Genomic DNA, 21682 nt, shown 5'->3' with positions numbered 1-21682 from the left:
CTACCAAAGTAAACCTTCCGAAGATATGACCAGAAGCGCCTGCTCCAGCATACCGAAGCTCCGCTCACTATGCAAAAGGACACAGGGATTTTGCAAGCCGATCAAAAAAAATATCCCGACGGGCTTCCTTTACCTCAACGGCACTGGGCGACATTCACTCTTGGCCTGGCAGTGGCCATTGCCGTTCTGGAAAGTACTACCGTAAACGTCGCCCTACCCATTATAGCCCGCGATCTGGGAGCAACTCCGGCAAGCTCGGTGTGGATAGTGAACTCTTATCAGTTGGCAGTGATGATGGGCCTGCTACCATTCGCCTCATTAGGCGAAATTATTGGCTATCGACGAGTCTTCAATATAGGCCTGGTGGTATTCACCCTCGCCACTTTCGTCTGCGCAATCGCTGATTCACTGTCGCTTCTAATCGCCGCACGCGTTGTGCAGGGTCTTGGTGGCGCCGGTATCATGAGTGTCGTTGCGGCATTGGTCCGTTTTACTCAGCCCCGCCACCGCCTCGGTCGCGGCATTGCCATGAATGCCCTGGTCACAGGCGGAGCCGCCGCGTCAGGGCCCACAATAGCCGGCGCTATTCTCCTGGTGGCGGACTGGCCCTGGCTGTTCGCATTGAACGTGCCATTGGGACTTGTTGCGTTAGTGATTGGTATCAAAACACTCCCACACACACCACGCTCACCTCATCGGTTCGATATTATCAGCGCCCTCCTGAGCGCCCTCACCTTCGGCTTCCTTATTACCGGACTCGACGGCCTGGGCAGCAACGAGAATCCGAGCTTGGTCCTGCTGAAACTTGCGCTCACCGGTTTACTGGGCTATGTCCTTATACGTAGGCAGTTGTCTTTGCCCGCACCTTTACTGCCAGTGGATCTGTTGCGGATTCCGGTGTTTGCACTCTCCATAGGGACATCTGTGTGTGCTTTCGCCGCATCAATGGTGGTCTTCGTATCCTTTCCATTCTATCTACAGGATGTTTTGCACAGGACGCCCGTAGAAACCGGGCTACTTATAACCGCGTGGCCCTTCATGTTGATGGTTGCAGCGCCTTTCGTCGGACATTTAGCCGACCGTTATCCGGCAGGAGTGCTTGGCAGCATAGGCCTGCTGTTGCTAACTCTAGGGCTAAGTCTGCTGGCATTATTACCTACGGACCCTGGCGACATCGATATTGCCTGGCGCATGGGGATCTGCGGACTCGGTTTCGCGCTTTTCCAGTCGCCCAACAATCGCGTCCTTATCAACACGGCCCCCGAGAACCGGACCGGGGGCGCCAGCGGTATGTTGGGAACGGCACGCCTGCTGGGCCAGACCTTGGGTGCAGTAACCGTCGCGCTCATTTTCAATATCGACACCACAACCGGAAACGGGGTTCCATTTATAGTTGCAGCAGGGTTTGCGGCCATTGCTGCTGGCCTCAGTGGCCTTCGACTAATGACACAGGCCAGTAATTCACCCCGGTAATTGGCTCGTATCCTGAGATCTATTGCAATAAAACAGGTTTCATAAATTTAGTGTGCGCACCAGGGCGATATAGTCCTCGACGGCAGTATCGGTCGTATACCGTGGCTGGAATCCCAATTCTTCCTTCGCACGGGTGATGTCGAAAATGGCGTACATTTGCCGACCCAAATTGAGGTAGTCGAGGCCATCGCCGATCTCAATCCGCGCCTCTGGAATAACCTTCGTCACACTTGCAGCGAAATCGCGCAACGAACGGCCTTCACCAGAGCCAATGTGAAAAATACGGTGTTGTACATTCTCTACTTGTGAAGCCAGAATCAGGGCATGGGCCGTATCGCGATTGTAAATAAAGTCGTTCTTTTGCTGCCCTCCTCGCGGAATATGCACCGGCTCACCTCGCAGCGGTTTCTCCACGATCTGACTCACCACCGCCAACGGCCCATGGTGGTCAGTTTTACCCGGACTGAAGGTGCTGCCAAATCGCAATGCAATGATATCCAGACCCAAGTCTTCCACATACTTCATCATCAAGTGTTCACAAAACAGCTTCGTGGAATCGTACAGTTTCTTTGGGTCCGTGGAGCGTACCTGTGGGTAATCCTCCGTAATCGGTTGGTAATGAGGATGACTCGCGGCTTCGTCCATCTCGGAGTATACCGCCCGCGAACTACACCAGACGACGCGCGTAATCTGTTTATGTGCCCGCGCGAGCTCAAAGATATTCATAGCCGCCAGTATGTTCACCTGGACGCTGCGTACCACATCCCGGCCTAGCTCAGGATCGATGTAAGCCGCCGTGTGGATGATCCGATCCACTTTTTTCTGCCGGATAACATCCTCCAGGTTACTTTGATCCAGCAAATCGCCACGAACGATATCTACGCTCTTCAGCAAGTCTGAGAGAAGGCGAGGCGAAGCAGCAGGGAGATCGAAAAGAACCGGTCTCTCTCCTGCTGCTACCATTTCCCGCGCCACCATTGAGCCGATGACGCCTAGCCCACCAGTTACCAGCGTTGTCATGTTGCCTCCCATCAATGCCGATCTATGTTTCGGATGACCATTCCTGTCACCCACCAACTCCCGAGTTGGCTGTTGATTTACGAATAAATTTTTGGTGCTCTCTCTGGGCACGCCAATAACACCCACCGTAAACAGCTGTTGCGGCCAGAACAGCGGCCACTTGCAACGCAGCGACAGGGTAAATAACCAAAACCCCAAAACCAACAAACACCAATCTTGTTAAGGCTGACAACCGTTGGCTAATGATCCATCCATGAAGGGCCAACGAAACGCAAAATACCATGGTTGCCGCCGCGACAAAGCTGCCGACTATCTGTAACGTACTTCCCTGGAGCAGAAGACCGCTATTAAAAATAAAGAAAAATGGCAGAATATAGCCAGCTATAGCCAACTTGAAACCGACCCCGGCTGCAGCAAAGGGACTTGCTCCTGCAATTGAGGCCGCCGTAAAACAGGCCACCGCCACAGGTGGGGTAATGGCCGACATACAGGAGAAATAGAGCACAAACAAATGCACTTGAAGCGTCGTTAGCCCGAATTCGGCAACCAGCAAGGGGGCGAGCAGTGCTGCTCCCATCAGGTAAACTGCCACTGTCGGCATGCCCATGCCAAGCACCATCAGAATGACAGCTGACGCGATCAGAGAAGGCACCAAGTAGCCCCCGGCCAGCGCCAATACTAAATCAGAGACCTTGCTCGCGGCACCTGTCAGATAGAGGCAACCCACTATAATGCCCGCCGCTGCAACTGCCGCAGCCAGCGGCACAATTCGATACCAGGTTTCAACACAGCTATCCAGCAAACTTCTCGGCCCAATGGCATAAGTCCGAACAATCCAACTGGTCAGTATAACTACAAGCACTGAACCTGCAGCAACGTAAGCAGGCGAATATCCTTGCAGGAGATACCACGTTAGTACAACGAGAGGGATAATATTTGACCAACCACGCCGCAACGCGGGTAACAGACCAACACGGTACTCATCTGGCGTCACCCCCAGGCCTTCTAAGCGGGCCCGAAAATGTACCATGGTGAACACACCAAAATAGTAGAGGATTGCCGATAACGCACCCGCAATCATGATTTGGTGGTAAGGAATTCCGGTAAAGTCCGCCATTATGAACGCGACTGCCCCCATCACCGGTGGCAAGAGGGCACCGCCGGAAGAAGCCGCAGCTTCTATGCCCGCCGCATGCTTTGCAGTCAGACCGGTGCGCATCATCACAGGGATTGTGATGGGGCCTGTCGTTGCGACATCCGCAACCGGACTACCGGATATGGAACCGTACATAGCGCTCGCGGCAACACACGACTTGGCAGGCCCTCCTCTCAATCTTCCGGTTGCCGCCGTAGCGATATCGTAGAACATTTGCCCCCCCCCAGCCCGTTCAAAGAAAGCGCCAAAAAGAATGAACAAAAAAGCGTAGGTGGCCGCTACGTATAAAGGCGTCCCGAACATCCCACTTTGAGTGATAAGTTGTGATTCAAGAAAAGCATCCAGACCAACACCTCCATGGGAAAATATGCCGCTTCCGGCGCCTCCGAAAACAGTATAAACAATAAAACCTGCCGCCAGCGCAAGTAATGGCCATCCCGTGGCGCGCCTCACCGCTTCCAAGGCCAAGAGTATCAGTAGCACACCCGCTACCCGCTCAGCCGTATCGAACTGGTCAAAACCAATCATCCAGTCGTCAAATTTCTGGACATTCAGGACGTACCAAATTCCTAGACCCAGCCCAATGACCGCCAAGAATATGTCGAACCAGGTAATCCGGTTTACTGTGTTCGAAACAGTGGTCGTCAGAAAAATGATAGGAAACACAAACGTGATGAATACTCCCACGTACACCAGCATCGAAAAAAAACCAAATAGCGCCATATATATGGTCACGATGGATCCCACTACGGACAACAGCGCGATAACGAAACCAATGACGCCAGTTGGGTTCAACCTGTTCGTACTTTGAAGAAAGCAGAAACACTTACGAGCTTTAACCCCTAATAAACGAATTTCTTCCAGCATGGACGATCCTTATTGTAAGTGCATCACAAGTTGGGTGATCTCGCTCAGGGTCGTTAATCAGGCTCACTACTACAAATACTTTTATTTCCGAGCACCTCAGCCACAGCAAAAGAGCTTCCGTAAAGAATCGATCAGCCGTGGAACTCATCTCCCTCTATTAGCTATTAGCGCCAAGCTGTTCCGGTTAAACCTACTAAGCCATTCACCGAATAATGGAGAACGACCTCGGTCACCGGCACTGGAGCAATACAGTGGATGGGCTCACTCCCACTCTCTCACACCTTCAATAAACGTTAATGACCGACCGTGAGCCAGCGCCGAGGCATGCTGATCGTATGACTTACGCGCCCAACAATTGAAGCCATGCTCGACCCCTTCGTATAAAAATACATTCGCATTTTCGTGACCGGAAAAGGCGTCTCGTGTCTGCTGCACCTGATCAAGAGGGATATGACCATCCTGCGCAGCAAAGTGAAAAAGAATGGGCACCTCAAGCCGGTCTGCTTTATCCAGATGGTTGGCGATCCCTCCGGGATAATAGCAAACGGATGCATCCACAAAGCCTTCAACCCCGCAGAAATAAGAAAGGAGCCCCCCCATACAAAAGCCAACCGAGGTAACAGTTCCCTGGCACTCCGGACGAGCGCGAAGCGTCTCTACAGCGCTGCGGAGATCCTCAACTGCTTTTCCAAAGTCCATCTTTTGCATCAAGCTAACCGCATGATCCCTGTCTGCCCCTTCGTAACCGAGCTGCACTCCGGGCTCCAGCCGCCAGAACAGATCCGGCGCAAAAACAACATAGCCGTCCAACGCGTATTGCTGAGCAACACTCCGGATATGCTCGTTGACGCCGAAGATTTCCTGAATCAGCAAAATCCCCGGGCCTGCTGCTCCGCTCGGTGGCAATGCGAGGTAGCCACTGAAATTTCCGTCACCACCTTGAACTGGAATCTCTACCGTTTTATCTGTCATAAATGCACCCTTGATGCGAATTCTTACGCGTGTCAGCGAACAGTAAGATTTGCCCGAAATCTTTATATACTACGGCGATTCAAACAGTTACAGCACACCAATTGCTGGACCACTCTATGATTAAACGGTGCAAACGACCTTCGCATTTATACAGTCTTTCTTTACTTGTGAGCGCTTCCCGGCTCTCCCTTTTTCTGTAGAAACTCATCGATCCCTTCTTCCTTCCATAGCCAATGCTGTTGCAGGGTGACCTGATCCACTTTAGTCCTCGCATAGTCCATTGCTGCATCCCAACTCATCTCGAGGGAAAACCGGTAGGCCTCCTTGGTCGCACGAAGAGCCGCTGCGTCTTTTTCCGCGATCTCACTGGCCAGGTTCATTACATGGTTTTTGAGCTCAGAGCCGGGTACCGAATAATTGACCAGACCGATCCGCGCTGCTTCCACCCCATCGAAGGTGCGCCCTGTAAGCCCGTAGAATAGAGCATCGCGCGGCCTCAACAAATTCGCGAGAGACTTACTCACGGGCCCCCCCGGAAACATGTGGAAGTTGATCTCGGATAAGCAAAACCCTGCTTCATCTGCGGCAATAGCAAGATCACATGCCTCAACGGTTGAAAATGCGCCACCGATACAGTGTCCGTTGACCATCGCAAGTGTCACTTTTGGAAAATGTTTAAGCGTCCTTGTTCGCCATTCTGCTCCCAGACGAGATATTCTCTCGTATGCTGCGGGGTCATCTTTGTACTCTCGGAAGTGCTCTCTGAGATCCATCCCTGCCGAAAATGCACTACCTGCACCTGTTAGAACCAGTACCTTTATATTGTTGTCATACCGTATGGAATCCAGCACATTGGTCATGTCGAGATGCATCTGCGGATTCATCGCGTTGCGTTTTTTGGGCCTGTTCAGGGTAACAACTGCAATGCTTCCCACCCTTTCCACCGTCACTGTCTCGTAGTTATCCACACGGCTCCTCCAGGTATCTCCGATTACTTGTCTTTCTATCGTTACAGGACTATTTTAGCAGTACCGACATTCCTTTCCGTTGTAGTGAAATATAGGTATTGGCTTTACTCTTGGTCAGTTGCTCTATCAATTTAATCAATGGCTGTCTTGAAGTGATATAGGGCTGAGGTACCGGTGCGTTCCTCGCGACGCGTACGGCTTCGTCATCAACATAAGCCCGGAGAATTAGTTCTTCGTCGCTTAAATGTTCCCCATACTTCTTACGAACCTCACCTACAGATAATGAAGAGGGAGACCATTTCTCAAGCTGTTTTGCGCGCGCACGGTTGAGGATCTTGTCTCTCACGTCAGGGTCCATTACCTCAATTGCTTCCCTTCCCCAGAATCCCCACGCGTATTGGATTACTTCATCAGTGACCTGCCGGTAACGCTCACCAGTGATAACGTTGATCGCTGCTTGACTCCCAACAAACTGAGCAAGTGGTGTGACCATAATTGGGTAGCCGAAATCTGCCCTGACGCGACCGGCTTCCTCAAGGGTTTCGTCGAGTCGATCTTCTAAACCTACTTGGCGCAGTTGATAACGCAAATTGGATATCATTCCCCCCGGGACCTGATGCTGATATTGCATCTGGTCATACTCAAGCGGCACACCAACAGGAAAACCTTCTATTTTTGCAATGTTCTCAAAATGTTCCTCAACACTTTTTAATCTGGCGATATCCACATCACAGCTGTAACCGAGGGCTCGCAGGTTTTTCTCCACATTGATAATGGAAGGATTGGACGAAGCATTTGCGAGCGGGGGGATGGCCGTGTGAACATGACCAATCCCGAGCTTGACCGCTTCCAGTATATTCAGCGGCCCAAGGCCATTATTACAATGGCAGTGGAACTCCAGGGTTATCTTTCCTACCGCTGCCTGTATCTGGGGAAGCAGCTCCCGTAACCTCTCCGGAGTCAGCAGTCCTGCTACGTCTTTAAAGCATATCCTATAGGGAGACAGGGCAGCTGCAGCTTTTGCGCGGGCAACATAATATTCATCAGTGTGTCGAGGTGATACGGAGTAGATAATGTTAACGACCGTTTCCATCCCCATCTTCCGGAGACCAACCACTTCTTCACCGAGCGCATCAAAATCATTCCAGGAGTTGGACATTCTTGTGGTCGTTATCCCATGATCAACAACCTTTTTTATTAAAAGCTTGCTAATCGACTCGGGAACTTTTGTGAGACCACTCTTATAGCCGCCGTGAAGCCTAAGCGGCGTTTTCCGAGCTATTTTAGTGCCCAGTTTCAGCCACTGCCAAGGATCCTCCCCGAGATCCCGCGTCATCTTTTTCAGGTGGATAGCCGGAACAAAGAACTCTATCGCCTCGAACCTGGCTTCATCCATATCTTTAAGCGCGGGCAGCATCATTCCAGTGCGCATGTTGAAGGCCCAAAGACTTAGCTGCCCATCACGCAGAGTTGTGTCAATAAACCTAATATCTTTCATGCCCACCTCCTCTGATTTGTACCCGTAAGAGTAAAGAGCTCAATTTTCTGTCTTCACTCAATCAAGCCCTTTTCACGATAAAACCGTTCCGCGCCAGGGTGAAACGGCAGCCCTGCCGGATTCCATATCATCATCTCTGGGCCAAATTCGCGCAATGATGAGTGAACACTTCGGATCATATTCTGCTGCTCATAAACCGCATTCAGGAATTTATACACGGTCTCTTCCGAGACATGGGGGCCTGCCTGCACCCCATTCCACATTTTCTGAATAGGTACTTCTTTATCGATAAAATCATACGTCCCCTCAGGTATGCTACCGGTTGTGTAATTCACGCTGTGCGCCGCCTTTCTCAGGTGCTCTTCGTCTGCATCTATCCAAAGGATTTCTCTTGTTCGTGCCAACTTTTTAACTCGCGCGGACGGCAGGAAGCCACCGTTAATAAATACATCCGCCCGACCGTCAGCCATCGCATCCAAACCGAGAGCGGCATTCCCACGCAGCACATTTCCACCCCAGGATTCAACATCCTCCAGCGTAAAGCCATACTGCTCGAAAAGGTTTGCGTACATTCCTAAGGTAGATTGAAGATTGGCCCTAAAGTTAACGGCTATGTTCATTGGTGGCTTCTTGTCAGCGATATCCTGGAAGCTACGTATCCCGTGCTCGTCGGCCCAATCACGGCTCATTAAATAATGCGGAATGAGGCCATTGTGAATGGTCATGACTTGAAAAATCTCACCGTCCAGGGATTCTTTAAACGGTGGTTTGGCGTCCAGGGCGTGGATTACTTCCACCGAACCGGTGGCACCAGCGAAATCAGCTTTTCCGTTAGCGATCTCAAGCAGACTTCCGGCTGGTGAACCAGGCCGGATATTTACGGTAGAACCTGGGTAGCGATTACGAACAACAGAATTTATTGCTTCAAAAACCGACTGGAAGTACCCCGTCGCCGATCCACCGGTAATCACGTAGCGAATGGGGTCATCGCTGTTAAATGCGATATCCGATTGGGTGGCTGCCAAGCCACTATTTAGACCCCACCCCAAGAGAGCTGCCACAAAAAATAAGACGCTTATTATCCTGCTTCCAACAAACTTAGCATTCGTATACATATGTAGCCCCTCCCTTAACTCAAATAGTGCTATGAATGGATTTTCTTATTCCTTAATTATCAGATCACTTATCACTAACTAGTTTTGCTATTTATATTCTTTAGACTCCATATACTGAAAAGTCAATCATCATTTGCAAGCTGCATAGGGAAAATAAATGCTCGCTTAATAAATTAAAATAAATAATAAACCTGAATCAATGGATGGACTCCTCCTCACCTCACCGGCATCTACGTGCCAAATGGTGAGTGATTAGGAGGAGTCCATCCCATTGATTCAGGTTATGAATAATTTTTACCAGTTCCATACAGCCCGCTTGAGGCAACTCCCCCGGCGCGACACGTGAAAGCCCCACCAGACAATAGACGCGCTCCGAGGCGTTTTAGTACCAGACGTGCCAGCAACTGAGACAAATCAGCGAAAGGATCGCACTGATCACAAATCAGGTGCAAAGCGTCGACTCTGCAAACAGAGCGTCCAAGGATATAGGCGCCGAAATAAGCCCCTGGTCCTGGGAGTAGGTCAAAAAGCGCTCAATATTCGAGCGATTGGCGGCGAGACCAATCGACCAAGGATCCCCTTGGAGCGCATCGCGCTCAGACTCCCAGTAGCGCCGCGCCCAAAGCAGCTTTGACCAGTTCGGGTCGTTGTAATACCTGTCGGATATCTCCTGGGCGCTTCGGAAAACATCCATGAGCGCATCACATACCCAGGGGTGCTTTTCCGCCAATTGCTGCCTAACGGCAATCACATGCATTATTGGACAGTAGCCATACTTTCGATAATAGGCACGCTCCTGGTCAATCGCGTCTTCGACGAGTCGTCGCACCGGTACTTCTCCAGAAGTGACCGACTTTGGCGGGTGCGGATGGACAAAGGCATCGAGCGCGCCCTCCGCCAGCAGCTTGCCGAGATCGGCTCCCTCCGGAAGTGGCCGGATAATAGTCCCCGGCTTCTGCTCGAACTCGACCTTTTCCTCTGTCAGCACATGCCATTCTATTGATTCCCAAGGCACACCGTATTCGAACTTTAAATCCCCCTTGGCAAGAAGCGAGAGCGTTGTCTGAAAAGAGTTCACACCGACTCGCTTACCTTGCAGATCGCTGAAGGAGCGCAGGGGAGAGTCCCGGTGTACATACCACAGCCCGGCGCTGAAGAGACGTCGTGGAAACACAGGGATTCCGACAATTGGCAGGCCGCGCTTCTTCGCCATGATAAAACTGGAGAAAGAAAATTCGCAGGCGTCGAATTCTTCGTCGTGGATCATCCTTTCGTGACGAAACTCTCCATCACGTAGTGGTACCGTCTGTCCAACTTGATATACGTCTAGAGAGACCGAATCCGGCGTCTGTACCGTTCCATCAAAAAACGGGAAAAACCGGTCGTACCTGTCGATAGCGAGGGAAAGTCGTAGTGTCATGGGCTGCAAACCTCCGAAGCTGGCTCAATCGTTAATCATCATGGTGACAATATGGTTGGCAGATAAATATCCGCCTTAAGCAGTGACTTCGCTCTTCGATGCTCTTCAATATAGTTGCCCGGACACCATTAAGCTAAGCCAATTACTGAGATGGATGGGGCTTAGGCATAAGCAAGATTGATACCCAGCATCAGAAGTACTGAATAGAGTCTATGGAGAAGCAGTGCTAGGTTAAGTTTAAGGAATAGATATATTCCATCCAATGATAAATACAATAAACGCATTAGCAAGCGCTAACGCGATAGGAGAACTTCCTGATGGGTAATAATATAACAAAGCAGCTTTTTCTACGCGGCGCAATCCTCGCCCTATCAATCTTCAGCATGAGCCAATGGGCAATGGCCCAAGAAGAAGACGATAAGTTTTCCCTCACCGTCACCGGTGCCGGAGTCCAAGGATATTACAAGGTAGTCTACGAAACCTTTAACGGCATTCTTCGGGATGAATATCCTGAGGCCTCCGTGACCTTTAGGCCTTCTTCTCCGGCGGGAGGCCTCGTGTTTATCGCTGACGGAAAAGCAGACCTCAGCTTGGCAGCAGGTGCGCCTGAGATCCAGTATGCGATCGAAGGCAAGCCGCCTTATCCGCGGTCTCTAAAGGGTGATTTGCGGTCAGTTATGCAGTTGTTCAACACCCAAACCTTCCATTTCGTGCTTAACAAGGACGTTGCTGATGAGTACGGGGTGTACAGCTTCGCAGACATTGCTAAGAAAAAACCACCGCTGACTATCGCTATTAATCGTCAAGGAAATCTCCAAGTCGTCGACGTCGCAAAAGATATCTTTGAGGCGCATGGATTTTCAATCGAGGATCTTCAGTCCTGGGGTGGCCAGGTGAGTTGGGTGGCGAGCGGTACCGGCCTGGAACAACTACAAGATCGAAAGGCCGACATGTTTATGAATGTGCGTTTCGTTCCCGATGCTCGTGTTAATGAGATTATTCGCTCCCAAGATCTCGTCTGGGTCGAGGCAGACCAGGATGCACTGGAGAGCGTTGCCGACAAGTGGGGCTATGAAGTCATAACCATAGACCAGTCCAATTACCCAGAGTTGATGGATACCAGTCAGCCGACCATAACTCAATGGAGCGCCTTGCTAGCCGGCCCCCATGTGCCCGATGCGGTGGTTTATAAGTTCATCAAGGCACTGGTTGACAACAAGAAGCGCGTCCAGCAGGTACACCCATCCTTAAAGGCATTTTCTGCTGAAGAAGCAGTCAAGATCGTCAATCTTGATGTGCCGCTACATCCCGGCGCCGAGCGCTTCTATCGCGAACTCGATTTGTTGGAACAGGGCAAAACGCGCTAACAGTACCTGTCGGTTAAGGTGGTTAGCATCAACCACCTTCCCCTTTAGCAACAATTCAAACTGGAGATTGCTATGGCTTCTCGCCTCCAAAAGTTCTCGCGGCTCCTGGACCTGGTGGGGGAAGGGAATCGCCTAGAAATACGCGGCGCGCAAAAGCTTCTGATCCAGGCCGCGTCGGTACTACTAACCGGTTATATGCTCTGGTTTGCCCTGTTAGGCCGCATCGATGTTCATGTGCAGGGGGCGATTTTTCTGGGCGTTATGCTCCCGGTAACTTTTCTCTCAATAACGCTGAACCGTCGCGTACAGCGCCTAATCTGGCTGGACTACGTGTTCGCAGTGCTGTCAGTGATTGTGTGCGCCTATTTTATCTATAACCGAGAGTTCTATATTAACTTTTTTGAAGGCCTCACACCCATCCCTCCGAGAGAGCAGGCTGCGGGCATCGCCCTGACGATGCTGACATTCGAAGCATGCCGCCGCGCTATTGGTATCGGATTAACCAGTGTACTGACTGTGCTTCTGCTATTTGTTCCGTTGGGCCCACTGTTATCCGGACTGCTTCACCACGCCGTCATTCCGCTGGACTACTTCGTGACCATGCAAACGGTCACCACCAACGGCATCTTTGGTGCGCCGCTGCAGGTGGCAGCAGGCTACGCCTTTCTCTTCGTCCTGTTCGGGACTTTCTTTCATTTCTCTGGGGGAGGACGGCTTCTCTTTGAGGTGTCGGCAGCCGTTACCGGTAGAATGACCGGTGGTCCCTCAAAAGCCTGTGTTGTGTCCAGCGGTCTGTATGGGTCTCTTTCCGGAAGCCCCGTCGCCGACGTTTCGACCACTGGACCGGTGACTATTCCCCTGATGAAACGGGCTGGATCGAGCAGTGTACGTGCAGCAGCTACCGAAGCTGCTGCCTCCAGCGGTGGCGCCTTTCTTCCCCCGGTTATGGGCGCCGTCGCCTTCCTTATGGTGGAGTACACGGGCATACCCTACCGCGACATACTCGCTTCTGCGCTTATGGTGGGAATTCTCTATTATGGGAGTTTATTCCTGGCGGTGCACCTTGAGGCAAAACGCGAGGGGGAGGGCATGCTCGATGCCGAGCGCCTCATCTCTCTGAACAATGCTTTGAGGCGCAACTGGTATAGCCTGATTCCGCTGGCAGTGCTCATCTACTTCCTTCTGGCCGGTTACTCGCCTATATACGTAGCCGCTGTCGCCACTGGATGTACCTTAATAACGAGCTGGTTCGGTCCTAGCCGCATCGGCCCCAAGCGCTTTGTTGATGCCTGCACTGAGACAGTATTGCGTATGAGCAGCCTTACCGCCGCGGTAGCTGCCGCCGGCGTCGTCATGGGAGTTATAGCCCTCACCGGCTTAGAGGGTAAGTTCACACTGCTCTTGATGGGGCTTAGTGGCGGACTGTTGATCCCGACTCTGATTCTGGCAGCGATCGTTCTGGTACTGCTTGGCATGGGAATGCCGACGCCAGCAGTGTACGTCATGGGCGTCGCCCTGTTGGCACCCGTGCTAACGGGTGTCTTTGGGCTTCCAATGTTGGAGAGCCATCTATTTTTGCTCTACTTCTCGTGCATGTCAGCCATAACCCCGCCGGTGGCGGTGGCGTGTTTCGCTGCCGGTGCCATTGCCGACGCCCGACCGATGGCGGTGGCGGTACATGCCAGCCGATTAGCTATCGTCGGCTTCGTGCTGCCTTTCTATCTCATTTTCCATCCAGGGGTAGTGCTCGCGGCACCGTGGGCCGGCATCTTGCTCGACTTCGTATTGGGCATGGTTTTGGTCGCGGCCGTAACCACGGCGACGATCGGATTCACTGATCGGAGACTCGGCCTTGTATACCGGCTTTCTTTAATGGTTGCGGCCGTGGGCATCTTTTCTCCTGAACTATGGGTAACTCTGCCCGCCGCAGCGCTGGCTTTAGTGCTGCTGGGCCAGGAATTCCTGCCGGAGAAATTCCTGCCGGAGACATGTGTAAGCCGTCGGGCCGGGTCCACCGTTCCGGCAAAACGTTGAACTTAACTGATCGAGGAAGAGACGATGTTGAGCACTACTGAATTACAAGGGCTCGTTAAGCCCGACCGAGTACACCGCAGGCTCTACCAGGATCCGGAAATTTTTGAACTGGAGATGGAGCGCATTTTCGGCCGAGCGTGGCTATACGTAGGCCATGAGTCGCAGGTGCCTGAAAAAGGTGACTTCATCACTACAGACTTAGCACGCCAACCGGTGGTGATGGTGCGAGATCGAGCAGATGGCGAGGTTCATGTGCTCTATAACCGGTGTGGCCACCGGGGCGCGGTCGTCTGTAATCAGCCATGCGGCAATGTGCGCCTCTTCCGCTGCTGTTATCATGGTTGGAGCTTTAAAACCAGTGGAAAACTTGCGGCGGTCCCCCTTGAAGCCGGCTACGGGGAAGACTTTGACAAAACAGACCCGCAATTTGGAATGGTACCGCTGCCGCGCGTGGCCAATTACGGGGGCTTTATTTTTGCCAGTCTCAGTGATAGTGGGCCCGACCTAAAGACATACCTGGGACCAATGTTGCGGACAATCGATGACATCCTCAACCTTGCGCCTGACGGCGAGGTGCAAGTGAGTGGTGGTGTCCATCGATATGTGTTTGATGGTAACTGGAAAGCTCAGGTCGAAAATATCAACGATCTCTATCATCCACCTTTCTCTCACGCATCGACCACGAAGGAAGACGGTCGACAATTTCAGCGCCAGGGCAGTAATACAGGTGCGCAGTTAACCGACGAGGACGGAAACCCAATCTCCTTCTGGGATGAGACGGGTATACGTGCGTTCGACAACGGCCACGGATATTGCGGAAAACTCCCTGACTCCGGCAGTGGCTCTGGACCGGTCTTCGAAGCCTATCTTAAGGCGTTAGAGGGACGTCATGGCCCGGAACGGGCCAAGGAGGTATTGGACGTTCCCTGGCATAACGCGATCTTCTATCCGAACTTATGCATTCAATCAATGGCACAGCATATTCGAGTCATCAGGCCCATCTCAGTGGACCGTACGGAGGTTAACGTCTATCCGATCCTGCTCAAGGGTGCCCCGCAAGAATACAACCAGCAGATCATTCGGTACCTCAACATCACCCATGCACCTGCCTCGCTGATACAAACCGATGATCTGGAGGCGTTCCGCCGCATTCAATCCGGGCTTAAAACTCAGGGGGCAGAATGGGTGATGTTAGCGCGCTATTTCGGCAAGGACGTGCCGACTGATGAGGGGCAAAAAGGAATGGGAACCAGCGAGCTCGAAATGCGCAATCAGTACAAAGCCTGGGCCGATTATATGACCCAGCCGCAGCCAAGGAGTAACAGCCATGCAAGCTAGTACCTACACAGCCAACCAGCCGGTCGTCGAGAACCTCGATCATGAGCGAATCCAAAAATTCGTTTATCACGAGAGTCGTTTATTGGATGAGCGACGGTTCGAAGAATGGATTGAGCTGTTCGACGATGACGCGACCTACTGGGTGCCGGCCCAGATCGACCAGCAGAGTCCGCTGAATCAACTCTCTATTTTCTATGATGATAAAGAGTTGATGCAGACCCGCATCGCACGGCTGCGCCACGAGCGCATTCACGTGGATGACCCTCAGACTCGTTCGGTGCGGATGCTTAGCAACCTGGAGATTGAGTCGGCGGAGCCGGGCGCCGGCTACGACCTGCGCGCGAGAGCCGTTCTCTGCGCAATCGTTTTCTTTCAGCAGAAACAATATATATATGGCGGACGCTGTGAATACCAACTCCGGGACCGAAACAACGCGCTGAGCATCTACTGCAAACGAGTCAACCTGATCAACTGTGACAGCGCGTTTCATCCGCTTGTGGTGCCTTTCTAAGAGTGGATGTTCACACACGGGGCAGGGCTTAGCCGAAGCACGGCAGTTGTCCAGTCACGGGTAGACTGCGCCCGCCCCGTTAGAACGGGCTGATTCCGCGAAGATCTGAACGAGCCGATTAGCGCATGGACCGATTCTGCTTTAGAAGCAGATTCTAGAGGAAACTATGATTTCAACCCTGGACTATCCACGACCGTTCTGGCTGAGCTTCGGATTTCTACTGCTAATAGCCGCGACATCGATTCTGGCAACCAGCACGGATCTTTCGCCGTTAGCAAGCCTGGGGCCGCTTACGATAGCACTACTAATCGGGGTGGTGTATGGGAATACCCTACATCCACGGACTGCGCCGCCCTGGCGTACCGGCTTCCGGTTTGCGCAAACTACCCTGCTGCGGCTGGGCATCGCTCTGTACGGTTTTCGCATCACGGTGCATGACGTGCTACAGGTCGGGGTCGGCGGCCTGACAGTCAGCTTATTCATGGCTGGTTCGACGCTGGTGGTGGGGTTGCTCGTGGGACGCATGCTTCGGATGGACCGCGATCTGGTGCTTCTGACCACGGTCGGGAGCTCTATCTGCGGTGCAGCCGCAGTGCTTGCCACGGCGCCCCTCATACGCACCCAGCCGTACAAAATTACGGTAGCCATCGTTACAGTGGTGATTTTCGGCTCGTTGAGCATGGTCATCTTTCCACTGTTGCACGAATTCCTGCCGTTCTCATCGCAAGCTTTAGGCGTCTACATCGGTGCGACAGTGCACGAAGTCGCGCAGGTCGTGGCCATCGGAGATGCCATCGACCCGGCGACAGCAGCGACTGCAGTCGTCGTGAAGTTGACACGGGTCATGTTTCTCGGCCTGGCATTGCTGGCTATTACCTCGGTGGCCTTGTTGTTACGCCAGAAGAGTCGCAACCGTGCGGATAAAAGCTCTAATACAACAGCACCAGTATACTTTCCCTGGTTTGCTGTAGGTTTTGTGGTGGCGGTGTTGATCAACAGTACCGGTTGGATCCCTCAGGATCTCGTTTCGATAATTACATCGGTGGACGTAATCCTTTTGGCCATGGCGATGGTCGCGGTTGGGGCCGAGACGAACTGGATCAACATGAGGGGAGCTACTCTTAGGCCGATGTTGCTAGCCCTGACGATGTTTCTGTATTTGGCAATCGCAGGCTTCGCCATAGTGAGTTGGGTGTTGCTATGACCACCGAGACGACCGCAACAGGCGATTACCGGGTTCACCTAATCGATACGGGGGAGAGCTATTCGTGCCCTGCGAATCGGACCTTGTTGAACGCCATGGTTGCCCTTGGCCGCCAAGGCATTCCTTCCGGGTGCCATGGCGGCGGATGCGGAGTATGCAAAGTGTACATCCTCCAGGGAGAGGTGACTACGCTCGCGATGTCCCGCGCCCATGTAAGCAAAGAAGAAGAAGCCATTGGCTACGCGCTCGCGTGCCGGACCTATCCCATTAGCGATGTGGTATTGAAAGTGGTGGGTCGGATGCGCAAGAGCGTGGTGTACCGCTACGGCTTTATCTAGAACCAGGCCCAAAAGGCCATTATCGGAAAACGAGGAGAGTAGTCATGGGTGTAATGCGTATCGGGCATATTAACTTGCGCGTATTGGATATGGTAGCAGCACGGAAGCACTACGAAGAAATCCTTGGACTCATGCCAGCGGCTGAAGACGACAAAGGTAACGTCTATCTCAAGGGCTGGGATGAATGGGACAAATATTCGATCATGCTCAGTGCCTCGGATCGAGCTGGCATGAACCATGTTGCCTATAAAGTGGAATCGGATGGCGACCTGGATGAGCTAAAGTCCCGTATCATTGAGTACGGTTTGGACGTCGAGATGGTCCCTCCCGGAACTCTGCCGTTTTGCGGCCGCGCTCTTCGGTTTTGGATGCCTAGTGGCCATCTGATGTATCTATATGCCGAGAAAGAGTTCGTAGGTAAAGCCGTCGGCGTGAACAACCCCGATCCTTGGCCAGATGGGCTCAAGGGCGCAGGCGTCCACTGGCTTGATCACTGCCTGCTGATCTGCGAATTGGACCCGCCCAGTGGAATCAATAAAGTGGCTGACAATACGCGTTTCTTTACAGAGGTGTTAGGTTTTCGCCTGACCGAACAGATTATGGCGGGTCCGGACCATACTGTCCAGGCAGCAGCGTTCTTGGCCCGGACCACGACTCCGCACGATATTGCCTTCGTCGGAGGGCCAACGCTAGGCTTGCACCACTGCTCATTCTTTCTTGATGAATGGGCAGACGTGCTCAAAGCTGCTGATGTATTGGGAAAAAACAAAGTCAAGATCGACGTAACTCCTCAACGTCACGGAATCACTCGTGGAGCAACAAGCTACTTTTTCGATCCATCCGGGAATCGTAACGAAACCTTTGCGGGTTTGGGCTATCTTTCGCAGCCCGACATGCCGGTGATCACCTGGACGGAGGAGGAGATCGGCTCAGCAATTTTCTTCCATACTGGAGAGCTGAATCCGGCCTTCACCACCGTCTACACAGAGGGAGTGTAAAGGCCAATAGACCTGAGGTAAAAACCAGGTGCTGGGGTTTTAACTGGCGACTTGGGTTTTAGGTATGTCGAGCTATGCAGTGTGTTTGGACCCTTTGGGCGTGCGCGCTGCTGGCGATTGCCTTTGTACCTGTGTCTCATGGGCGAAATCCAGCAAACTTTTTTAAAACTTTGACTACTTGAACGCCTGCACTTCTAGACGAACTCAAGGAAGGCCTTGAGCGCGTCGCTGCGGTATTTTTTCTTGTGAAGCACAATATAGAGATGTCGCCCCAGATCCAGGGAAGGTGCGTGCAGCTCGACAAAACGCCCTTCTATGAGTTCCTTATGGATCGAAAGAATGGACATGCAGCTGATACCTAGACCATTTTCTACAGCCTGTTTTACCGCCTCTGCCTGATTTAACTCCAAGATAACACGTAGATCTTTCAATCGCCCTGCGATAGCGTTTTCGAACACATGTCTTGTGCCCGAGCCTTGTTCTCGAAGGATCCAGGGTCGGCTCTGAAGGTCGTTCTCGCAAACTATATCCTGCTTGGCGAGAGGGTCATTCGGAGACGCAAAAATCGCCAGCCTATCCTCGCGCCATTGGATCATATCCGTATCAGGTGTCCGCTGATAATCCTCGACGAAGCCAACGTCGATATTGAAGGCCAGCACATCCTCTATCACTGCGCGCGTGTTCTCTATTTGCAGGCTCACATCGACATTCGGGTGCTTCTCAAGAAAATGGCCCACTATACCTGGCATCAAATAGTTGCCCACAGTCAGACTGGCGCTAACACGCAAGGAGCCAGTGATTGTACCGGTCTCAGCCTTGAGGCTTCGTTCTAAGCTGTGAACCCGTTCAAGTATTTCGACCGCCTTGGGTAAAAGGTAACGGCCCTTCTCATTAAGAGTGAGCCGGTTCCGAGCGCGTTCGAATAACTGATGGTTCAGCAAGGCTTCCAATTGGCTTAAGGCCATACTTACCGCAGGTTGGGTTAGCGATAGCGCCTTTGCTGCTACGGTAATGTTGCCATGCCGTGCAACCTCGACGAACACATGCAGTTGCTTGAGTGTAATAGCGCAGTTCATGCTTTGACCTTTCTCTTACTCCAGCGAGCTCATTTAAACCTTCGCTAGCGCAGGACTGGCACAGACTGGGAAGTAGTTTACATCTACCCATTAATTCCCAGCTTTTTCCTGTAGCTTGCAGAATTTCTTAATATTTGATTGTAGGTTTTATTTATTGAAATCACCAATTACGACAATCCTCGAGCCTGTCAACATAGCTGCTCCCCAGCAACGCCCTCTGGGTACGTTCAAGACATTACGTCTACGCCGGAGCCCGGCTCAATTCAACATTGATGAACCCGCCTGCCAAAGCAGGCGCACCGACAGAAGCGTCAGTACGACATTGAACAAGCGGTGAAAATATTTATTGGAGATAGTTCGGAGCACGTGCAGCCCCAGCCATGTTCCGACGAATCCAAAAAGTGCCATACCCACTATGAACAGCAGCCACTCTTGAAAAACGAAACCGGCAAAACCAAACACAACGGCTTTCGGAGCGTGCTGAAGAGCCATCGCGGCTGCCTGGGTAGCGACGATACCGAAACGATCCATTTTTATCTGCTTGATAAACGCAGCCACCAATGGCCCTGTAGCGCCAACAAACAGGCCGATAAAGGTGGTTGCGGTGGCGGCAATAAAGACACCAGCACTGCCAAGTACAGCCTTCGGCAGGCCGGGGCCCCAGCACAGATAAAGGACAAACAGCGCGATGGTCAATTGCCAGATATAGGCGGGCAGTTGCACCAGCAACAGGGTACCCAGCAATGACCCGGCAACAACCCCTGGTATAAAGGCCACAAGGACCTTCCAGTTGATGTTTCTCCAGGTCAACACCACCCTGCCTCCATTCGAAGCAAACTGGATGATGCCATGGACCGGAATAATCGCCGCCGGTGGCACCCACATTGCCATCAGGACAAGCAGCAACAGCCCTCCCCCGACCCCGAAACTTGCGGTGACCATAGATGTCACGATTGAACAGATGAAAAGAAATGCAACAATGCCTGTTGTCAGAGAATCAGGTATCAAGACTAGTTCCATTGTTGCCCCATTAGACTTATTCTCGTATATTAATATCTTATCTTGTTTATTAAGATTTTGGCGATTATACGATTCCCGTGTGACCGCCACAATTGTTTGTTGCGAATCCACCAATTACAAAACCAACAGCAACGAAAGGGGAAGTAGCATGCTATTTCTGAACAACGATGATATTCATGACTTGTTGAACATGAGGGATTGCATAAACATTCAGGAGGAGGCGTTCGAAGGTCTTGCAAAAGGCCACTCCATACATCGCCCCAGGATTGACATGTACGTGCCTTGTGAGCGAGACGACGGATACTGGCGCTGGGGCACGATGGAAGGCGCCACTCATGCCCCCGGACCCTATTTCGCGATTCGGATGAAGTCGGATGTCATTCAGTGGACCGAGGATAAGCGCAGTGGTCTGCCCCGCGAGGATAAATACTGCGTGGAACCCGGCACCTACTGCGGGCTCATCATGCTGTTCTCTACCCGAAACGGCGAACCTCTGGCCATGATGAATGACGGCCATCTGCAACATATGCGCGTGGGAGGCGGAGCCGGCATCGGAGTCAAGCACCTTTCCCGCGAAGACTCCACCACCGTTGGCATGCTGGGCTCCGGTGGTATGGCGCGCACCTACCTGCAGGCGTTCTGCTCGGTACGCCCCATCACCAGGGTCAAAGTCTATAGCCCCAGCAGGGAGAACCGTGAGCTTTACGCCAGAGAGATGGAGCAGGAACTGCAACTTGAGGTTATTCCTGTAGACAGTGCAAGAGAAGCGGTTCGGGGGGTAGATATTGTGTCATCATGTACCAGCAGCATGGTACCGACCATCGAACCCGAGTGGCTGGAGCCGGGCATGCACGTCACCAACCTCGGGCCTTTTGAGCTGTCGGAAGAGCTGCTTCTTCACGCAGACGTGGTTATTCGCCAGGGCATTGCCGGTGGCGCCCCCACCGCAGGCGAAGATCCGGTACGAGTACGATCGGGTGTTGGCCATAGCCCGGTTGCCTACATTGCCGGCACTGAAGAAGAACTTCGCCGGTTACCGGAAGCCCGTCCCCGGAATACCCTTTTCCGCCGGGACTGCCCCGACTTCTCTGATCTTGTTAGCGGTAAAAGCGCCGGGCGACAATCCCCTGAGGATATTACTCTCTACATCAACGGAGGTAATCAGGGACTGCAGTTTGCCAGCGTAGGAGGCCTGGTGTATGAGGCAGCACGACAAAAATCGCTGGGGCGCGAGTTACCCAGTGAATGGTTCGTGCAGGACATTCGCGACTGAATTCGAAGCGGCACAGGAAACCGTTCAGTTGTAT

General features: G+C 52.4%; 18 protein-coding genes. 9 read left to right on the top strand and 9 right to left on the bottom strand.

The genetic code is table 11. The features are described from left to right. Positions 1-69 precede the first annotated feature (69 nt). Positions 70-1473 (top strand): MFS transporter, encoded by a 1404-nt coding sequence (locus QPM17_RS19120; protein WP_285392906.1) that lies wholly within the window; start codon positions 70-72, stop codon positions 1471-1473. A 39-nt stretch (positions 1474-1512) separates the two neighbouring features. Here the strand turns inward: QPM17_RS19120 and QPM17_RS19115 are convergent, their stop codons facing one another. The 7 genes from QPM17_RS19115 to QPM17_RS19085 all read right to left on the bottom strand — a co-directional run bounded on the left by QPM17_RS19115 (position 1513) and on the right by QPM17_RS19085 (position 10489). Continuing rightward, on the bottom strand, positions 1513-2493 hold the full coding sequence (locus QPM17_RS19115) for an NAD-dependent epimerase/dehydratase family protein (RefSeq protein WP_285392904.1): 981 nt from the start codon (positions 2491-2493) through the stop codon (positions 1513-1515). A 46-nt stretch (positions 2494-2539) separates the two neighbouring features. Next, on the bottom strand, positions 2540-4516 hold the full coding sequence (locus tag QPM17_RS19110) for a TRAP transporter permease (protein WP_285392902.1): 1977 nt from the start codon (positions 4514-4516) through the stop codon (positions 2540-2542). A 261-nt stretch (positions 4517-4777) separates the two neighbouring features. Next, a complete protein-coding gene (locus QPM17_RS19105) occupies positions 4778-5488 on the bottom strand; it encodes a dienelactone hydrolase family protein (protein WP_285392900.1) in 711 nt (236 codons plus the stop codon). Positions 5489-5649: 161 nt separating this feature from the next. Further along, complete coding sequence (locus QPM17_RS19100; RefSeq protein ID WP_285392898.1) at positions 5650-6456, bottom strand: p-hydroxycinnamoyl CoA hydratase/lyase; 807 nt, start codon at positions 6454-6456, stop codon at positions 5650-5652. Positions 6457-6505: 49 nt separating this feature from the next. Continuing rightward, positions 6506-7954, bottom strand: a complete 1449-nt coding sequence (locus QPM17_RS19095; protein ID WP_285392896.1) for a hypothetical protein — start codon at positions 7952-7954, stop codon at positions 6506-6508. A 53-nt stretch (positions 7955-8007) separates the two neighbouring features. After that, positions 8008-9069: a TAXI family TRAP transporter solute-binding subunit gene (locus tag QPM17_RS19090; protein WP_285392894.1), complete on the bottom strand. Its 1062-nt coding sequence runs from the start codon at positions 9067-9069 to the stop codon at positions 8008-8010. A gap of 442 nt (positions 9070-9511) precedes the next feature. After that, the gene (locus QPM17_RS19085) at positions 9512-10489 is read right to left on the bottom strand and encodes an ABC transporter substrate-binding protein (protein WP_285392893.1); all 978 of its coding nucleotides are present in this window, start codon (positions 10487-10489) and stop codon (positions 9512-9514) included. Positions 10490-10806: 317 nt separating this feature from the next. On the opposite strand from QPM17_RS19085, the gene QPM17_RS19080 reads away from it, so the two are divergent. From QPM17_RS19080 to QPM17_RS19050, 7 genes are all read left to right on the top strand, one after another. Further along, the gene (locus QPM17_RS19080) at positions 10807-11856 is read left to right on the top strand and encodes a TAXI family TRAP transporter solute-binding subunit (RefSeq protein WP_285392891.1); all 1050 of its coding nucleotides are present in this window, start codon (positions 10807-10809) and stop codon (positions 11854-11856) included. Between the two features lie 72 nt (positions 11857-11928). Further along, the gene (locus QPM17_RS19075; protein WP_285392889.1) at positions 11929-13890 is read left to right on the top strand and encodes a TRAP transporter permease; all 1962 of its coding nucleotides are present in this window, start codon (positions 11929-11931) and stop codon (positions 13888-13890) included. Between the two features lie 24 nt (positions 13891-13914). Next, positions 13915-15228, top strand: coding sequence for an aromatic ring-hydroxylating oxygenase subunit alpha (locus tag QPM17_RS19070; protein ID WP_285392887.1), 1314 nt, complete (start codon positions 13915-13917; stop codon positions 15226-15228). Continuing rightward, on the top strand, positions 15218-15739 hold the full coding sequence (locus QPM17_RS19065) for an aromatic-ring-hydroxylating dioxygenase subunit beta (protein ID WP_150995278.1): 522 nt from the start codon (positions 15218-15220) through the stop codon (positions 15737-15739). The genes QPM17_RS19070 and QPM17_RS19065 overlap by 11 nt, the downstream gene beginning before the upstream one ends. 166 nt (positions 15740-15905) lie before the next feature. Continuing rightward, positions 15906-16943: a YeiH family protein gene (locus QPM17_RS19060; RefSeq protein WP_285392885.1), complete on the top strand. Its 1038-nt coding sequence runs from the start codon at positions 15906-15908 to the stop codon at positions 16941-16943. After that, positions 16940-17281: a 2Fe-2S iron-sulfur cluster binding domain-containing protein gene (locus QPM17_RS19055; protein WP_285392883.1), complete on the top strand. Its 342-nt coding sequence runs from the start codon at positions 16940-16942 to the stop codon at positions 17279-17281. Before QPM17_RS19060 ends, QPM17_RS19055 begins: the two co-directional genes overlap by 4 nt. A gap of 44 nt (positions 17282-17325) precedes the next feature. After that, a complete protein-coding gene (locus QPM17_RS19050; protein WP_285392882.1) occupies positions 17326-18279 on the top strand; it encodes a catechol 2,3-dioxygenase in 954 nt (317 codons plus the stop codon). Positions 18280-18473: 194 nt separating this feature from the next. On the opposite strand, the gene QPM17_RS19045 is transcribed toward QPM17_RS19050, so the two are convergent. Next, positions 18474-19355 carry a LysR substrate-binding domain-containing protein gene (locus QPM17_RS19045; RefSeq protein ID WP_285392879.1) on the bottom strand — a complete coding sequence of 294 codons (882 nt, stop codon included), beginning with the start codon at positions 19353-19355 and terminating at the stop codon, positions 18474-18476. Between the two features lie 258 nt (positions 19356-19613). After that, positions 19614-20375, bottom strand: a complete 762-nt coding sequence (locus QPM17_RS19040; RefSeq protein ID WP_285392878.1) for a sulfite exporter TauE/SafE family protein — start codon at positions 20373-20375, stop codon at positions 19614-19616. A 148-nt stretch (positions 20376-20523) separates the two neighbouring features. Between QPM17_RS19040 and QPM17_RS19035 the strand changes: the two genes are divergently transcribed. After that, the gene (locus QPM17_RS19035; protein WP_285392876.1) at positions 20524-21648 is read left to right on the top strand and encodes an ornithine cyclodeaminase family protein; all 1125 of its coding nucleotides are present in this window, start codon (positions 20524-20526) and stop codon (positions 21646-21648) included. Positions 21649-21682: the final 34 nt, after the last annotated feature.

The sequence above is a fragment of the Marinobacter azerbaijanicus genome, from assembly GCF_030250645.1.
GTDB classification, from domain to species: Bacteria; Pseudomonadota; Gammaproteobacteria; order Pseudomonadales; family Oleiphilaceae; genus Marinobacter; species Marinobacter azerbaijanicus.
The sequence above is the reverse complement of the archived record's forward strand: the minus strand, read 5'-3'. Positions and strand labels throughout refer to the sequence as shown.

Coding starts and splice junctions, on each gene's coding strand:
- QPM17_RS19120 (WP_285392906.1), top strand. CDS start 70: ATGCAAAAGGACACAGGGATTTTGCAAGCCGATCAAAAAAAATATCCC.
- QPM17_RS19115 (WP_285392904.1), bottom strand. CDS start 2,493: ATGACAACGCTGGTAACTGGTGGGCTAGGCGTCATCGGCTCAATGGTG.
- QPM17_RS19110 (WP_285392902.1), bottom strand. CDS start 4,516: ATGCTGGAAGAAATTCGTTTATTAGGGGTTAAAGCTCGTAAGTGTTTC.
- QPM17_RS19105 (WP_285392900.1), bottom strand. CDS start 5,488: ATGACAGATAAAACGGTAGAGATTCCAGTTCAAGGTGGTGACGGAAAT.
- QPM17_RS19095 (WP_285392896.1), bottom strand. CDS start 7,954: ATGAAAGATATTAGGTTTATTGACACAACTCTGCGTGATGGGCAGCTA.
- QPM17_RS19090 (WP_285392894.1), bottom strand. CDS start 9,069: ATGTATACGAATGCTAAGTTTGTTGGAAGCAGGATAATAAGCGTCTTA.
- QPM17_RS19085 (WP_285392893.1), bottom strand. CDS start 10,489: ATGACACTACGACTTTCCCTCGCTATCGACAGGTACGACCGGTTTTTC.
- QPM17_RS19080 (WP_285392891.1), top strand. CDS start 10,807: ATGGGTAATAATATAACAAAGCAGCTTTTTCTACGCGGCGCAATCCTC.
- QPM17_RS19075 (WP_285392889.1), top strand. CDS start 11,929: ATGGCTTCTCGCCTCCAAAAGTTCTCGCGGCTCCTGGACCTGGTGGGG.
- QPM17_RS19070 (WP_285392887.1), top strand. CDS start 13,915: ATGTTGAGCACTACTGAATTACAAGGGCTCGTTAAGCCCGACCGAGTA.
- QPM17_RS19065 (WP_150995278.1), top strand. CDS start 15,218: ATGCAAGCTAGTACCTACACAGCCAACCAGCCGGTCGTCGAGAACCTC.
- QPM17_RS19060 (WP_285392885.1), top strand. CDS start 15,906: ATGATTTCAACCCTGGACTATCCACGACCGTTCTGGCTGAGCTTCGGA.
- QPM17_RS19055 (WP_285392883.1), top strand. CDS start 16,940: ATGACCACCGAGACGACCGCAACAGGCGATTACCGGGTTCACCTAATC.
- QPM17_RS19050 (WP_285392882.1), top strand. CDS start 17,326: ATGGGTGTAATGCGTATCGGGCATATTAACTTGCGCGTATTGGATATG.
- QPM17_RS19045 (WP_285392879.1), bottom strand. CDS start 19,355: ATGAACTGCGCTATTACACTCAAGCAACTGCATGTGTTCGTCGAGGTT.
- QPM17_RS19040 (WP_285392878.1), bottom strand. CDS start 20,375: ATGGAACTAGTCTTGATACCTGATTCTCTGACAACAGGCATTGTTGCA.
- QPM17_RS19035 (WP_285392876.1), top strand. CDS start 20,524: ATGCTATTTCTGAACAACGATGATATTCATGACTTGTTGAACATGAGG.